Raw genomic sequence first — 15,323 nt, forward strand, 5'->3', positions numbered from 1 at the left:
GGCCCCCGTCGTTGGGGGGACATGACTGACGTAGCGAAGAAGGCAGGGACGCGCCCGGTCACCGCTCCCCTCGGGCGGTGCATGCTCGCCGTACTGGCGCTGCTGGCCGTGCTGACGGGCTGTTCGGGCACCGGCTCGTTCATCGGCGGGAAGGGGAAGCAGCGGGAGGCCATCCGGGTGGTGCCCGCCGACCGGGCCGAGGACGTCCGGGCGGACGGCCGGGTCGCGGTGGAGGTCCCCGACGGCCGGCTGGAGAGCGTCCGGGTGCGGCGGATCGAGGACGCGCGGGAGCAGGAGATGCCGGGCCGCATCGCTGAGGACGGCCACTCCTGGGCACCGGCGAAGGGGGCGCGGCTCGGTCTTGCCGCCAAGTACAGCGTCGACGCGGTCGCGGTGGACGGCGGCGGCCACCGCGCGGCCCGGCACACCACCTTCACCACCGCGGTCCCCAAGGACCGGTTCATCGGCTACTTCAAGCCGGAGAACCGCTCGACGGTCGGCACCGGCATGATCGTCTCCTTCGAGTTCAACCGCCCCGTCACCCGGCGCGCGGCGGTGGAGCGGGCGATCCGGGTGACGGCCGATCCGCCGGTGGCCGTGGCGGGGCACTGGTTCGGGAGGAGCCGCCTGGACTTCCGCCCCGAGGAGTACTGGCGGCCGGGTACCGAGGTCACCGTGGACATCGGGCTGGCCGACGTGGAGGGGGCGCCGGGGGTGTACGGCAGCCAGCGCAAGACCGTGCACTTCACGGTGGGCCGGGAGCAGGTCTCCCGGGTGGACGCGGCCGCGCACACGATGGAGGTGCGCCGGGACGGGGAGCTGGTCTCCACGGTCCCGGTCACCGCGGGCTCCCCGACGACCACCACGTACAACGGCAAGATGGTGGTGAGCGAGATGCACGAGGTGACGCGGATGGACGGGCGGACCGTCGGCTTCGGCGGTGAGTACGACATCAAGGACGTGCCGCACGCCATCCGGCTGACGAAGTCCGGCACCTTCCTCCACGGCAACTACTGGTCCGACGAGGACGTCTTCGGCTCCACCAACGTCAGCCACGGCTGCATCGGGCTCCGTGACGTCCAGGGCGGCAGCGGTTCCACCCCGGCCGGCTGGTTCTTCGACCGCACCCTCGTCGGGGACGTCGTCGAGGTCGTCAACTCGGCCGACAAGACGGTCGCACCGGACAACGGACTCGGTGGCTGGAACCTGGGCTGGGCCCAGTGGCGGGCGGGCTCCGCGCTCCGGTAGCGGTCGATACGGCACCCCCGGGCCGGACGGGGGTAACTCCGCGGCCACTTGGGACGGAACAGTGACAATTCCGGGGGGATCCGCCCGCAGTCGGTGTGATTATCTCTTTGCTGAGCGTGCATGTGCAGCGCGCGGGGGTGGGAACCCGAGGGTTCCCGGGGCCTTGGCGGGGCCAGGCCGTGTGAGGGGAGACGACCACATTGAACGGGCAGCCGATATCGGGGACATCGGCCGGAACGGGCGGCAGACGGCGGCTGCGGGGAGCCACCGGTCTGCCGGCCCTGGCGGTGGGTGCGCTGTTGCTTCTGGTGACGGCGTGCGGCGGGGGAGACGGCGGGAGCGCGGACGCCAAGGCGGGCGGGGTCAAGGACCAGGACACCAGCGCCTCGCAGGCCGTGGTGACCGTCGCGCCGAAGGACGGCACCGACGACGTCGCGACGAGCGGCGCGCTGAAGATCACCGCCGAGCGCGGGAAGCTGACCACGGTCAAGGTCTCGGACCCCAAGGGCGGCGAGGTCGAGGGGAAGATCGCGGCGGACGGCGCGAGCTGGGTGCCCGACCAGCACCTGGCCTCGGCGACCCGGTACAAGGTCCATGCGGTGGCCAAGGACGCCAAGGGCCGTGAGTCCGCCAAGGACACCTCCTTCACCACGCTCGTCCCCAAGAACACCTTCATCGGGCAGTACACCCCGGAGGACGGCTCGACGGTCGGCGTCGGCATGCCGGTCTCCATCCACTTCACGCGCGGCATCACCGACCCGGAGGCCGTCGAGAAGGCCATCAAGGTGACCGCCGAGCCCGCCGTCCCCGTCGAGGGCCACTGGTTCGGCAACGACCGCCTGGACTTCCGCCCCGAGCAGTACTGGGCCGCCGGCACCAAGGTGACCGTGAAGCTCGACCTCGACGGCGTCGAGGGCCGGCCCGGGGTCTACGGCAAGCAGGCCAAGACCGTCTCGTTCACCATCGGCCGCAGCCAGGTCAGCACCGTGGACGCCAAGTCGCACCGGATGAAGGTCGTCCGCGACGGCAAGCAGATCAAGGACATCCCGATCTCGGCGGGCGCCCCCGCCACCACCACGTACAACGGCCAGATGGTCATCAGCGAGAAGCTGCGGGTGACCCGGATGAACGGCGACACCGTCGGCTTCGGCGGCGAGTACGACATCAAGGACGTGCCGCACGCGATGCGCCTGTCCACCTCGGGCACCTTCATTCACGGCAACTACTGGGGCGGCCCGGGGGTGTTCGGCAGCGCCAACACCAGCCACGGCTGCGTCGGCCTCCAGGACGTGCGCGGCGGCGGCAACTCCTCCATGCCGGCGTCCTGGTTCTTCAACAACTCGCTCATCGGCGACGTCGTCGTCGTGAAGAACTCGCACGACAAGACGATCAGCCCGGACAACGGCCTCAACGGCTGGAACATGAGCTGGTCGGAGTGGACCGCGTGACCGCGTAGCTCCACGCCCCGAGCACCCCGGCGGGCCCGGCACCGAGATCCACGGTGCCGGGCCCGCCCGCGTCCGCCGTGACGCACGGCACCGCTCCGCCCCGTGCCGACGGCGGTTAGCGTTGGTTAACCTGCACCCCATGACCGTAACCCTCGAAGTAAGCGACGGCGTCGGCACCATCCGCCTGGACCGCCCGCCGATGAACGCCCTGGACGTGGCGACCCAGGACCGGCTGCGCGAGCTCGCCGAAGAGGCGTCCCGGCGCGACGACGTGCGCGCCGTGGTGCTCTACGGCGGCGAGAAGGTGTTCGCGGCGGGCGCGGACATCAAGGAGATGCAGGCGATGGACCACGCGGCCATGGTGCTGCGCTCCAAGGCCCTCCAGGACTCCTTCACCGCCGTCGCCCGCATCCCCAAGCCCGTCGTCGCGGCCGTCACCGGCTACGCGCTCGGCGGCGGCTGCGAGCTGGCTCTCTGCGCGGACTTCCGCATCGCCGGGGACAACGCCAAGCTCGGCCAGCCGGAGATCCTGCTCGGCCTCATCCCGGGCGCCGGCGGCACCCAGCGGCTCGCCCGTCTGGTCGGCCCCGCCAAGGCCAAGGACCTGATCTTCACCGGCCGCCACGTCAGGGCGGACGAGGCCCTGACGATGGGGCTCGTGGACCGCGTGGTGCCCGCCGCCGAGGTGTACGAGCAGGCGCACGCGTGGGCGGCCGGGCTGGCGAAGGGGCCGGCGCTGGCGCTGCGCGCGGCCAAGGAGGCCGTCGACGCGGGGCTGGAGACGGACATCGACACCGGTCTCACGATCGAGCGGACCTGGTTCGCCGGTCTGTTCGCCACGGAGGACCGGGAACGCGGAATGCGCAGCTTCGTGGAGGAGGGTCCGGGCAAGGCGAAATTCCAGTGACGGAGAGCTGGTTGAAGCCCCGACCGAACGCGGGTGGAGAACGCGAACCGGCGCGTTCATCCGTGCGGGCGGATTAGCGCAACCTTAAGGGAACCTTAAGCAAGGCCGCGTCCGGGGCGTCGGCGAACCCGGCCGATGGCACCGTTTGCGCAGGTCAGACGGGCTGTATCCAGGCGCTCAGTGCCACGGGCATATGCCGGACGGCCCTCGGGGAACGACTGATTACGGGTCGCGGATTCCCCCGGAACGGCCCCGGAGGGCCCGCCGTGCGGCCATGATGGTGTGCATGGCGGGCCTGGAGGGTGTGGAGCAGCCGCGACCGCGCAGCAGCGCGACAGCGGCACGGAGATTGCCGGCCGTCGAGGACGAACAGGCGTTCAAAGCGCTGGAGTTGTTCGGAAACCCGACGGAGGAAGAAGTCCGGCTGCCCTCCCGCCCGGAGTCGGCGGCCACGGCACGCCGGCTCACCTCGTGCGTCGTCCTGCACCAGTGGGCGCTCTCCCCGCAGGCCGCCGAGCACGCCGTCCTGCTCGTCTCCGAGCTCGTCGGCAACGCCGTACGGCACACCGGGGCCCGGGTCTTCGGACTGCGCATGGTGCGCCGCCGCGGATGGATCAGGATCGAGGTGCGCGACCCCTCGCGCGGGCTGCCGTGCCTCATGCCGGTCCGCGAGATGGACGTCAGCGGCCGGGGGCTCATGCTCGTGGACAAGCTCTCCGACCGCTGGGGCGTGGACCTCTTACCCCGGGGCAAGACCACCTGGTTCGAGATGCGCATCTCCGACCGCTGACCCCTCTCGCCGGGCCGCCCCGGGCAGACAGAAGCCCCCGTGTCGGCCGTGGTGCGGCGCTTCGGGGGCTTCTGTGGGGGGACCGTGAAATGGGGGGTGTGTTCACGGCCGCTCATGACGACCTGGCCCGGGTCAATGGGGGTCGTGGCATCGACTATGACAGACGGAAGACACTCCAGCCAAAGCCGCTTTCTTCACGTATTGCCGCATACCTGGACATCTCGCCGAGGAAACGCAGGTGTGATGGGTCACTCACCTGGAAATCAATGAATATTCATGACTTCATGCGCATGATCCATTGATCGTCCACCATGCGGACGGCGTGTGCGGGTTCGCTGCCCCTCCCACGCACCGGCCCGCCCGGCCGGCCCGATAATCTGAGCCCCGTCAGACAGGCATACGAAGGGGCGGAACAGTGGCGGACATAGAGTCGGCGCGCAAGGCGTTCGAGCGCTACGACCTGAACGGCGACGGGCTGATCTCGGCCGCCGAGTACAAGAGCGTCATGGCTCAGCTGGGTGACCCGTACGTCACCGAGCCGGTCGCGCAGGCCGTGATCAACTCCCACGACGCGAACGGCGACGGGCTCCTCACGTTCGACGAGTTCTGGGCCGCGCAGAACAAGGGCTGATCCGGGACAGGCGCCGGGGCCACCGGTTCCGGCCACCGGCGGCCCGCCCGGCGCTCCGGCCGGGGGCGCGGGGGTGGCGTGGCGAGAAATGTCCGGAAATCGCTGACGCGCTCCCGCGCACCGGTTCCGGCCCCGCCCCGCCTGCCCCCGCTCCGGCCCGTCAGGCCGCGAAGTTACGGGACATCGAATCCCCCTCGTCGATCTCCGTCAGCTCCGGGCGGGTGTAGCGCTCGGCCCGGGCGTGGTAGTCGAAGTCCCCCCGTACGAGCCCCCGGTAGTCGAGGACGCAGCGCTCCAGGGCGATGCGCGCCGGGCCCTCGATTCCCGCCGCCTCGATCTCCTCGGCGAGTTCCTTCTCCGCCCGCTGCACGCGGTCGGCGATACGGCCGAGCAGAATCCCGGCTTCGTCCACCGCCTCCTGGAGCGAGCAGCCCCGGTCGCGCTGGAGCAGCCGGACGGTGTTGTGCTCGTATCCGAGCACGGCCTCCTTCTCGAACGAGCAGATGTCGTTGCAGAGGCCGGAATGGTCGGCCACCGCATTGCGCAGAGCGATATAGGCGGGCAGGCTCCGGGCGGACTCGGGGAGGTCGATTCCGGCGGTGATCTCGTGCAGATCCAGGAACGGCTGCATCGCCACCGAATCGCGGCGGTGCTTCACGAAGTCGGCGGTGCCCGGCACATGTCCCGCCGCCCGGTCCACGGACTCCGCGTAGTACGTCCACAGCCAGGCCGCCGTGTCCCGCCGGAACTGCCGCACCCAGTGCGCCGGGCGGTCCACGCAGGTCCGGGCGAGGAGTTCGTCCAGTGCGTGCTCCATGCTGCCGACGGGGGCCCGCGCACCGTCCAGCACGTCCACCAGACGGCCGATCGCGCTCTCGCACAGCCGGGGATCGCGTCCGGCCGGGCCGTCGTCGAATTCGTCGTCCACCAGGAAGGCCCAGAAGAGCCACTGGCAGAAGAGGTCCAGATGCTTCTGCGAGGCCCGGGGGAATATCAGGGAGATCCAGAGTTCCGGGCGCGTTCTGATCATTTTCTTCACGGCCACGGGTGACAGGACGAGATCACTGGCCTCCGCCCATTCCCAGGCGGCCTTCTTCGTCTTCTCAACTCCCGGATGACATCCCGCACTTTCGAACGGCATGTGGAATTCTGGAAGCGCGATCTTGCTCATGGTGCACCTCGTCGTGACGATAAGGACAGGGCAGGGGGATGCGCGAGTCGGATACGCGCACGCGGAATTCGCGGCGACGAGGGGCGGACGCGCGCACGGCAGGTCGGCGGCCGGCCGCGCCGGCACGACGGGAGCGCACCCGGGACGGGGTCAGGCCACGGCGACGCCCCCCGCACCGGAGGACCGGAACGGGTGGGGCGGGCGGTCGCCGCCGGACACTCGGACGCCCCCTCCGGGCGGCCGTACGCGGCCCGCACGGCCGGAACACGCCCTGGGCGTGCGAGGGAAGGGGCGGCTGGCATGGCTGTCCTCTTTCCTCCGCGCGGACCGGGCGACCGGAGCAGGGCCCAGGGCAGCGCGCCGCCTGACGTGCGCGGCGGTCGCGTCACCACTCGTCACGTCCAGTGAACTATCCGCGAGCACGGGAGGGAAGGAGCAGGTGACCGAAAATGTGTGATCGGCGCGAACTCCTGCGCGGTTGTGCGCAGTTGGATTACTCCTGAGCCGCCCGCGCGTCGGACGGCTCAGGGCGCCGCATGGCCGGTTCGGTGAGCCGCGCCGAGGGACGCGAAAGACGGGTCCGCGCACCGGCACCGGTGCGCGGACCCGCCCTGAGAGACCGGTCAGTTGTAGCCGAAGCCCGCCGGGAGCGGCGACGGCTCGAACAGCCGGACCGGGACGGCCTCCGCGAGGGCCCGGTAGCCGGCCGGGTTCAGGTGCAGGTGGTCGCCCACGTCGAGCGAGGCGCGGAGCGCGGCGGGCCGGTGCGGGTCGCGGACCGCCCGGTCGAAGTCCAGCACCGCGTCGAACCGGCCGCTGGTGCGTATCCAGGTGTTGACCGTACGCCGGGCCTCCTCGCGGTACCCGTTCGGATCGTCGTAGCCGGTGTTGCCGCCGAAGGGCGTCAGCGTCGCCCCGTACACCCGGATGCCCTGCGCGTGGGCCCGGGTGATGATCTGGTCGTACGCGGTGATGACGGCCTCGGCCGTGCGCTTCTGGGCCTGGGGGGCGGCGTCCGCCGTGCCGATGTCGTTGACGCCCTCGAAGACGATCAGCCGGTCCGTCCCGCTCTGCGCCAGGACGTCGCGGTCGAGCCGGGCCAGCCCGTTGGGGCCCAGGCCGTCGGCGAGCAGCCGGTTGCCGCCCGCCGCCTGGTTGACCACGGACGTCCGGGCCGTCAGCCGTTGCTGGAGCACGTCCGGCCAGCGGTCGTTGCCGTTGGTCGTGGAGCCCCGGCCGTCCGTCAGCGAGTCCCCGAGCACGGCCGTCGTCGAGGTGGTGCCCCGGGCCCAGACCTCGACGCCGCTGAGGAGGTACCAGTGGTCGGTGGTCGTCGCGCCGGGCAGGTCCCCGTCCTGAACGTGGTCGCCGTGCAGCAGGTACGAGGTCGTACGGGAGCCCGGGTGCGAGGTGAGGGCGGTGGACGCCTGCCCGGTCGCCAGATAGACCGTCGCCGTGAGGTTGGACCCCGGGGCGACCCGGAAGTCCAGCGGGTCGGAGACCGCCTGCGCCCCGGCCGGTACGTCGATGGACGCCGAGCCCCGGAAGGTCACCTGGTGCGAGGTCCCCGGACGGATCGCCCCGGTCCCCGCCTTCCCGTCCAGCGGGAGGGCCACGGAGACCTCGGTGATCGGCAGCACCGCGCCGCCGAACGCGTTGGAGAACCGCAGCCGGATGTGGTCGCCGCCCGCCGAGACGTGGACGGTCTGCCGCAGCGTCGTGTCCGTCAGCACGGAGGCCTCGCCGGTGAAGGGGGCCGGGGGCATGTTGGACGGCTCCGTCAGTTGCGGCATCGACGTCCAGGTGCTGACCCAGTGCGCGCCGCGTTCCCGGGGGCCGGGCGCGCCGCCGGAGTGCGCGTCGCCGGCGCCGAGGGCCGGGGAGACGGCGGCGAGGGTCGCGCAGAGCGCCCCCGCGGTGATCAGGCTGAGGAGCGGCGTTCTTCGGTTCATGGCGGTGTTCCCTCTGCGTGGTGGGGTTCTCCATGCACACGTGCGTGCCCCGGCCGGGCATGCGGCAGGCTAGCGCCGCCGGAACTTTCGGTCAACGGTTCGAAACGTTTCGAAAGCCCGCGAGAGAGGGACCCCGAACGCGAAGTCGCCCGGCCGGAAGGACCCGGCCGGGCGACGACGTACGACGGTGCGGGACTACTGGGCGCCGAAGCGCGCGCGCCAAGCCTCCAGGTCCTCGTCGGTGATCTTGGCGAAGAGCACCGGCGGCACCGTGAAGGCGGTCCCGGCCGGCACGGACGCCAGGGCGCGGGCCTCGTCGGCGCTCACCCAGGTCGCCGTGTCGTCCGCCAGGGCGAACGCCTCGCGCATGGCCCGCGCGGACGACGGGATGAACGGCTCCGAGACGACCGCGTACAGGTGGATCAGGTTCATGGCGGTGCGCAGGGTGAGCGCGGCGCCCTCCTGGTCGGTCTTGATCTCCAGCCAGGGGGCCTTCTCCTCCAGGTAGGAGTTGCCCGCGCTCCACAGCGCCCGCAGGGCCTGGGCGGCCTTGCGGAACTGGAGCGCCTCCATGTGGCCCTCGTACTCGGCGAGCAGCCGCGCGATCTCCTCGCCCAGCTTCCGCTCGGCGTCCCCGGCCTCCTTGCCCGCCGGGACGTCGTCGCCGAACCGCTTGCGGGAGAAGGACAGCACCCGGTTCACGAAGTTGCCGAGTGTGTCGGCCAGGTCCTTGTTCACCGAGGTGGCGAACAGCTCCCAGGTGAAGGACGTGTCGTCCGACTCCGGGGCCTGCGCCATCAGGAAGTAGCGCCAGTAGTCGGCGGGCAGCAGCTCAAGCGCGGTGTCCGAGAAGATGCCGCGCTGCTGCGACGTCGAGAACTTGCCGCCGTAGTAGTTCAGCCAGTTGAACGCCTTGACGTGGTCGACCCGCTTGACCGGCTCACGGGTGCCGATCTGCATGGCGGGGAACATCACCGTGTGGAACGGGACGTTGTCCTTGGCCATGAACTGCGTGTACCGGACGTCGGACGCCTCGTACCACCAGGACTTCCAGTCCCGGCTCTCCGGCTCCAGGTCCGCCCACTCCTTCGTCGCCCCGAGGTACTCGATGGGGGCGTCGAACCAGACGTAGAACACCTTGCCCTCGGCCGCCAGCTCCGGCCAGGTGTCGGCCGGGACGGGCACGCCCCACTCCAGGTCACGGGTGATCGACCGGTCGTGCAGGCCCTCGGTGAGCCACTTGCGGGCGATCGAGGACGCCAGGTGCGGCCACTCGTCGCTGGTCTCGTTGATCCACGCCTCGACCTCCCCGGACAGCTTCGACTGGAGGAGGAAGAGGTGCTTGGTCTCCCGGACCTCCAGCTCGCTGCTGCCGCTGATCGCGGAGCGCGGCTCGATCAGGTCCGTCGGGTCCAGGACGCGGGTGCAGTTCTCGCACTGGTCGCCGCGCGCCTTGTCGTACCCGCAGTGCGGGCACGTGCCGACGATGTAGCGGTCCGGCAGGAAGCGGTCGTCGGCGATCGAGAAGACCTGGCGGATCGCCCGCTCCTCGATGAAGCCGTTCTCATGCAGCTTGCGGGCGAAGTGCTGGGTGATCTCGCGGTTCTCGGCGGAGGAGCTGCGCCCGAAGTAGTCGAACGCGAGCCCGAACCCGTCGTAGACCGCCTTCTGCGCGTCGTGCTGCTGGGCGCAGAACTCGGCCACCGGCAGCCCGGCCGCCTTCGCGGCCAGCTCCGCCGGGGTGCCGTGCTCGTCGGTGGCGCAGATGTACAGCGCCTCCTCGCCCCGCTGGCGCAGATACCGCGTGTAGACGTCCGCCGGGAGCATCGACCCGACCAGGTTCCCCAGGTGCTTGATCCCGTTGATATAGGGAAGCGCGCTGGTGATCAGGTGTCGAGTCATCGTCGGATGCTCCCAATTTCTACGGTGCGGATGCCTCTGTCGCAGGCCGTTCGCATCCTATCGAATGGGGACCGGGCCCCTTTACCGGATTTCCGGCTACGCGCGCAGTGCGACGCCGTGGCGCGTGCGCAGGCGGTGGATCTCCCACCAGGCCAGGGCCGATACGGACGCGGGGCCGCCGACCAGGGCCAGGACCTGGACGAGCGCCGGTCCGGGCGGCGGACCGCTCACCACGAAGCCGATGATCATGAACTCCCACACCAGCACCCCGGTGAGCAGGGCGGGCAGGGCCGCGTGCACCTCCGAGGTGCTGAAGCCGCTGCGCACGACCGGTCCGGAGGCGAACAGCACGAAGAGCACGATCCAGGCCATGGTCAGGTAACCGACGAGCGTGAGGAGGAAGCCCAGCAGGACGGACTTCGCCCCGGTGCCGGCCTCCGCCCGGGTGATGCCCCAGGCGAGAAGGACCGCGAGCAGCGGGATCAGGCTGCACGCGCCCAGATACCACAGGGCCGACCGGCCGGCGGCGCGCAGCCGCGGCCGCATGGCCGCCCGCTTCGCCGGCGAGGCCCACCGGTAGATCAACGCGACCACGAGGGGGGCGCTCAGGAGCAGCAGCCAGGGAGTGGCCATCAGCCGTATCACGTACTGCTCCTGGGCCTCGGCCATGTCCCCCGGCTTGCCGTACGCGATCAGCAGCAGGAACGAGATGGCCGCGGCGGCCCAGGCCCGTGCCCGCTGCGCCTGCACCACATCGGGGTCGCTGAAGCGGCGCCCGTGTGCCGGGAAGGCCCTGCGCGCCTGTCGCCGGGCCGACCTGGCCAACGGGTAGGCGGCCAGCAGGGGCAGCGTCATCCCCCAGGTGCACGGAAGCAGGATCAGCGCCCAGACGCAGCCGTGGACGCGCTGCCGCCTGCCTCTGAGCAGCTCACCGAGGGTCGGCCAGTCGTCGCCGCGCAGCCGTTGCCACAGGGAAGGCCGCGGCGGGGCGTACGGAGGCGGGTACGGGCCGCCGCCCGGGGGCCAGGGCGGCTGGTACGGGTTGTATCCCCCGGTGCTCATGTTGCGTCCCTTTCCGTGCCGTCATCGCGGTGTCGAACAGTCAACTAGCGGGGCGCGACGAGGATATGGGTGCTCAAGGGCATGCCCGGAGTGCACCCTGGAATCGCCCGGCCAACGCCCCGCCGGGTCTGACAGGATCGCCGCATGCGCGCTGTGCACGCCCTGTTCGTGGGCATCGACGACTACCCGGACGCACCGCTGAGCGGCTGCGTCACCACGCGCGGGCGGCGGCAGGGCGGGGGCGCGGCCGAGATCCGTCGGCTGTCCGACGGGGAGGCCACCGGGCGCGGTCCTTTGGGTGCCGATGATCGGCGACCGACTGTGGTCCGCGGGGCTGGGCGGAGTGGGTGGATCCCCGGCTGCGCGGACGAGGCGGCGCCGGCCCGGTTCGTCCGGCACCACCGAGTCACATGCGACGTCCACCCCACCGACCGCTGCCGAGAGCCTGGCCCCGGACCAGCGCCACGTACACCCCGCACCGGTGGACGGACCGTATGGGGCTGACTGGATCTCGATCTTCGGAGGACCCGCATGACGTTTCACGACGATCAGGAACTGGATGTCACGGTGACCGGGGTCGCTCCGGTGGGCTCACGCGTCGAAGCCGACGGCGTGACCGGGTTCATCGACCAAGTGAAGCACCCCTCCTGGTGGGACGAGGACGTCGCAGCGCCGCAGGTCGGGGACCGGCTGCACGTCGTCGTGCTCGACGCGCGCCGGGAACCGCCGCGTTTCAGCGCGCTGCAACGTGACATCGACAGGGCGCGCGGCTCCCGGCGCGCCGTTGACGACTCCGCGGGGGAGCTCCAGATCCATTCCGTGGAGGAACGGGGTGCCGGGACCGCCGTGTGCGTGGCCCGCTGTGTCGGTGGCGTGGTGCGCGCCGGGGCGGATTTCGGGGTTCGTCTCCCCGACGGCGCGGCCGGGGGAGCCCCGGTGGTGCTGAGACTCGACCGGATCGAGCGCGACGGGCAGACGGCGGAGTCTCTGCATCCCCCCTACGGCGCCACCGTCCGGGTCTCGGGCGACGGCGTGGACCTCCTGAAGAAAGGCGTCACCCTTACCGCCGCCGACGAATGAACAGCCCTCAACACGCGATGATGTTCACCGCGAGCCCGCCCCGGGCCGTCTCCTTGTGCTTGGTGAAGGCAGACATGTACCGAGAGTTCCTGACCCCCGACGACGAAGAGGTCTACGAGGCCACCGGTGAATGGCCGGAGGCGGACGAGAGCGGTGCGCGGGTCCTCACCCTGCACGATGAAGCGGGGCAGTCGGTCTCCTTCTCCTACGACGCGGTGGGGAGATCGGTGAGGATCCGCTGGGCGAACGATCAGGGGGCCGAGGTGCTGGACATCTTCCGTGAAGGCGCGACGCGTCTGTCCTTCACCTCGGGGAATGCAGCCAAGGGATTTGCCGTCGACTTCCACACGGGAGAGTGCGCGGGCACCCTGGAGATTCAGGTGACGCCCCGAATTTCGGTCAGCGACCGCCTGTTGGTTCAATGAGCGGCCAGTCCACGGGAGAAGAGCCAGAGGCGCCCGCCCCGACCCCCGCCGCAAGGCGCCTCGGCCGGGCCATCGACAGCGCAGACAGCCGGCAGATCAACGAAGCCACCCGCGACTTCGTCGAGAAGCTCACCTTCGCGACGGCCGACGAGATTCTCACCATGCTTCGAGGGCTCCTGGCCGAGGACTGGATGGCGCTGCCGCCCTGGGCACGAAATCTCGCCTACCGCCTGGCCTGCCTGCAACGTCCCGATGACCCGCGACTGCTCCGGGAAGCGGCTGCCGACCTGCTGTGCTTCGGACCCGACTGGGACGCGTTCGCCGCGGAGCTCGATGGGCGTGCGGCGGAACTGGAACAGTGACCGTCCCGCAGAGAGGTGGGCCGAGTCGCGGCCTCGGGTCAGACCTCGATGACGCGGATGCTGGGGCCGCAGAGCATCAGGAGGTCTTCGGGATCCGATGTCAGGACGGTCACTGGGGCCGCCGAGGTGAGCGCGGTGGCGGCCACGATGGCGTCGAGGGCGTACTTGTGGCCGTGCAGCCCGGCCTTGGCCAGGAGTTTGCTCGCATGGCGGGCGATGGCTTCGGTGGGCGGGATGATGTTCACGCGGGAGACGGCGTAGTCGAAGCGGGCTTGGTTGGCCCTGGGGTCTCGTGCCTCGACGAGGGTGGCGGAGCTGATGACGACGCGGATGTCCTCGGCTTCGGCCGCGGCCAGCCACTCGGTGATCTCGGGCGTGCGTCGAACCAGTCTGGACAGGCCTTCGCAGTCCAGGACGAGCGTGCCGTTCACGCGGCGTCCACCGGGCCCGCGGCGTCGCCGCGGAGAATGGCACGTTTGGCGTCGGCCGCCGCCTGATCGACCGGGCCGTGTTCCGCCTCAGCGTCTTCGATGAGCTCGCGCAGTCGGTCCCGTTCCAGTTGGCGCTGGATGAGGGTCTCGACGTAGGCGGACATGCCTCGTTTGCCCGTACGTGCCTTGAGGGCAGCGATGGTGCCTTCGTGGAGAGAGACCGATACGGGCCGGACGGGCCCTGCGCCGGGCGCCTGATAGGTAGCCATGGGGCCGGGTTTAACAAAACTCTTGTTAATGGATGGGGGTGATACTCCGAGCGGGTGTGCCGGAGGGGGTATCCATCGCTGCGCAGGTGTCGCCAACTTCAGGCCCTGACAGCGCTGGAAGAAGCGAACGCGCTGGTCAGGGCCTGTGCGGTCAGCACTCGATGATGTTCACCGCGAGCCCGCCGCGGGCGGTCTCCTTGTACTTGACGGACATGTCCGCACCCTGTCGCACTATGCCTTTGACCTGCATGTTCGGGGGTAGATGAGCTGCCCTGCATGCCAGCAGGGACTTCTCAGGGACTTTCGACCGGGAGGGGTCCCGCAGCCAGGCGTCCATCGCGGCGATCCCTCGGTGCCCCGCACCGGGCATGAAGTGAGCGTAGTGGTCGAGGGTGACCTTCGGTGTCGAGTGCCCGAGCCACTTGGACAGGCTGACGACCGACTCGCCGGCCTCCAGCTGCACGCTCGCGTAGGTGTGGCGGAGGACGTGGAACATGTCCTCGCGTGGGGCGGCGTAGAGCAGGACCCGGCGAACCCGGTTGCCGTCGTGCCGTACCTTCTCGCCCACGGGCTTGATCAGCCCGGCGGCGGCGAGCGCACGCTTCCAGCTGCGGTCGTTCCAGGTGCGGTAGTAGATGCGGTTGCCGTGCGACGAGGTGAGGATCAGTTCGACCGTGATCGGCTTCCGCTGGCGCTCCTCGAGCGCGGTGGTCGGGGCCTCCGGGTTCCGCCAGGGCAACGTGCAGGAAGTCGACGGGAATCGGCGGAAGTGAGCTCGGGCCCGGAGGGCGAGGTTCGCCGGCAGGGGGACCTCGCGGGTCTTGCGCCCCTTGGGGAGCGAGAAGTAGGGGCGGCCTTTGATGTCCCACCTGAGCTGGCGGCGGATGTGGACGACTCCAGCCGCGAAGTCGAAGTCCTCTTCGGCGAGACCGAACGCTTCGCCTTGGCGCAGCCCGAGGCCGATGCCGAGATCGACCGCGATCTGGTAGCGGTCCTGCAACTCCGCGCGGACAGCGTCGACGACCTCACGTGACCACGCCTTGGCCTTGCTGTCGATCGCTCGTGGGGGCTTGACGCTGTTCTTCATCTTCATCGGGTTGCGCAGCAGACGCTGGTCGTCGACGGCGCTGCCGAGGATCGAGGACAGGTGTCCCCAGATCACCTCTGCCGTCGACTCTTCGACCCTCGTGAGCAGTGTTGCCTTGAAGGTCCGTAGAGCGGACGCGTCGATCTCACGCAGGGCGTAGTCGCCCACCAACGGGATGATGTGGTTCCAGATGCGGCTGCGCATCGGGTCCGCCGTCGAGGGTTCGTCGGAGCGGCCCGCCCACCAGTACTCGGCGATGTAGTCGGCGAGAAGTATCTCGCCCTTGCGGGGATCGACGAACTCACCACGGCTGGAGTCCGTCTTGGCGATGGCGAGCCATTGCTTCGCGTCCTCGCTGGTGTGGAACGACCGGTCGTGGATGCCGGGAATCCCCTTCACTCGGTAGCGCTTCCCGGTGCCGTAGATCGCGGTCCGCTCCCGCTTCCCGGTCAGCTTGTCGGGGCGCTTCTTCAGCCATCGGTCTTCTATGTAACCCGCCATGACGGGGCCCTCCAGTGGTGCGTGATCATGAGCTGGTCGGTGCTAACGCGATCTGCG

Annotated in this window: 15 protein-coding genes; 8 read left to right on the plus strand and 7 right to left on the minus strand. The window is 70.2% G+C overall.

From position 1 onward, the window contains the following. Positions 1-21: 21 nt before the first annotated feature. From ACLQ2N_RS01920 to ACLQ2N_RS01940, 5 genes are all read left to right on the plus strand, one after another. The gene (locus tag ACLQ2N_RS01920; protein WP_425808539.1) at positions 22-1,248 is read left to right on the plus strand and encodes an Ig-like domain-containing protein; all 1,227 of its coding nucleotides are present in this window, start codon (positions 22-24) and stop codon (positions 1,246-1,248) included. A gap of 200 nt (positions 1,249-1,448) precedes the next feature. Next, a complete protein-coding gene (locus ACLQ2N_RS01925; protein ID WP_425808540.1) occupies positions 1,449-2,696 on the plus strand; it encodes a L,D-transpeptidase in 1,248 nt (415 codons plus the stop codon). A gap of 139 nt (positions 2,697-2,835) precedes the next feature. Beyond that, on the plus strand, positions 2,836-3,603 hold the full coding sequence (locus ACLQ2N_RS01930; RefSeq protein ID WP_425808541.1) for an enoyl-CoA hydratase/isomerase family protein: 768 nt from the start codon (positions 2,836-2,838) through the stop codon (positions 3,601-3,603). A gap of 274 nt (positions 3,604-3,877) precedes the next feature. Then, a complete protein-coding gene (locus ACLQ2N_RS01935; RefSeq protein WP_425808542.1) occupies positions 3,878-4,393 on the plus strand; it encodes an ATP-binding protein in 516 nt (171 codons plus the stop codon). Positions 4,394-4,808: 415 nt separating this feature from the next. Then, a complete protein-coding gene (locus tag ACLQ2N_RS01940; RefSeq protein WP_018102550.1) occupies positions 4,809-5,024 on the plus strand; it encodes an EF-hand domain-containing protein in 216 nt (71 codons plus the stop codon). A 160-nt stretch (positions 5,025-5,184) separates the two neighbouring features. On the opposite strand, the gene ACLQ2N_RS01945 is transcribed toward ACLQ2N_RS01940, so the two are convergent. From ACLQ2N_RS01945 to ACLQ2N_RS01960, 4 genes are all read right to left on the minus strand, one after another. Beyond that, the gene (locus ACLQ2N_RS01945) at positions 5,185-6,054 is read right to left on the minus strand and encodes a terpene synthase family protein (protein WP_425808543.1); all 870 of its coding nucleotides are present in this window, start codon (positions 6,052-6,054) and stop codon (positions 5,185-5,187) included. A 764-nt stretch (positions 6,055-6,818) separates the two neighbouring features. Then, positions 6,819-8,147 carry an SGNH/GDSL hydrolase family protein gene (locus tag ACLQ2N_RS01950; RefSeq protein WP_425808544.1) on the minus strand — a complete coding sequence of 443 codons (1,329 nt, stop codon included), beginning with the start codon at positions 8,145-8,147 and terminating at the stop codon, positions 6,819-6,821. Between the two features lie 195 nt (positions 8,148-8,342). Next, entirely contained in the window at positions 8,343-10,049 is a 1,707-nt protein-coding gene (metG, locus tag ACLQ2N_RS01955; RefSeq protein ID WP_425808545.1) for a methionine--tRNA ligase, read from the minus strand. A 96-nt stretch (positions 10,050-10,145) separates the two neighbouring features. After that, positions 10,146-11,111 (minus strand): hypothetical protein, encoded by a 966-nt coding sequence (locus tag ACLQ2N_RS01960; RefSeq protein WP_425808546.1) that lies wholly within the window; start codon positions 11,109-11,111, stop codon positions 10,146-10,148. Positions 11,112-11,642: 531 nt separating this feature from the next. Here ACLQ2N_RS01960 and ACLQ2N_RS01965 point away from each other — a divergent pair. The 3 genes from ACLQ2N_RS01965 (at position 11,643) to ACLQ2N_RS01975 (ending at position 12,978) form a co-directional block, all read left to right on the plus strand. Further along, entirely contained in the window at positions 11,643-12,191 is a 549-nt protein-coding gene (locus tag ACLQ2N_RS01965; RefSeq protein ID WP_425808547.1) for a hypothetical protein, read from the plus strand. A gap of 74 nt (positions 12,192-12,265) precedes the next feature. Continuing rightward, positions 12,266-12,616 carry a hypothetical protein gene (locus tag ACLQ2N_RS01970; protein WP_425808548.1) on the plus strand — a complete coding sequence of 117 codons (351 nt, stop codon included), beginning with the start codon at positions 12,266-12,268 and terminating at the stop codon, positions 12,614-12,616. Continuing rightward, entirely contained in the window at positions 12,613-12,978 is a 366-nt protein-coding gene (locus ACLQ2N_RS01975; protein ID WP_425808549.1) for a hypothetical protein, read from the plus strand. Before ACLQ2N_RS01970 ends, ACLQ2N_RS01975 begins: the two co-directional genes overlap by 4 nt. A gap of 38 nt (positions 12,979-13,016) precedes the next feature. Here the strand turns inward: ACLQ2N_RS01975 and ACLQ2N_RS01980 are convergent, their stop codons facing one another. The 3 genes from ACLQ2N_RS01980 to ACLQ2N_RS01990 form a co-directional block, all read right to left on the minus strand. Continuing rightward, positions 13,017-13,409 carry a type II toxin-antitoxin system VapC family toxin gene (locus tag ACLQ2N_RS01980; RefSeq protein ID WP_425808550.1) on the minus strand — a complete coding sequence of 131 codons (393 nt, stop codon included), beginning with the start codon at positions 13,407-13,409 and terminating at the stop codon, positions 13,017-13,019. Further along, positions 13,406-13,678 carry a hypothetical protein gene (locus ACLQ2N_RS01985; RefSeq protein ID WP_425808551.1) on the minus strand — a complete coding sequence of 91 codons (273 nt, stop codon included), beginning with the start codon at positions 13,676-13,678 and terminating at the stop codon, positions 13,406-13,408. The genes ACLQ2N_RS01980 and ACLQ2N_RS01985 overlap by 4 nt, the downstream gene beginning before the upstream one ends. Before the next feature lie 151 nt (positions 13,679-13,829). Next, positions 13,830-15,266, minus strand: coding sequence for a tyrosine-type recombinase/integrase (locus ACLQ2N_RS01990; protein WP_148020826.1), 1,437 nt, complete (start codon positions 15,264-15,266; stop codon positions 13,830-13,832). Between the last annotated feature and the right edge of the window lie 57 nt (positions 15,267-15,323).

The organism is Streptomyces sp. DT224 (assembly GCF_049844595.1).
In the GTDB taxonomy this organism is placed as follows: domain Bacteria; phylum Actinomycetota; class Actinomycetes; order Streptomycetales; family Streptomycetaceae; genus Streptomyces.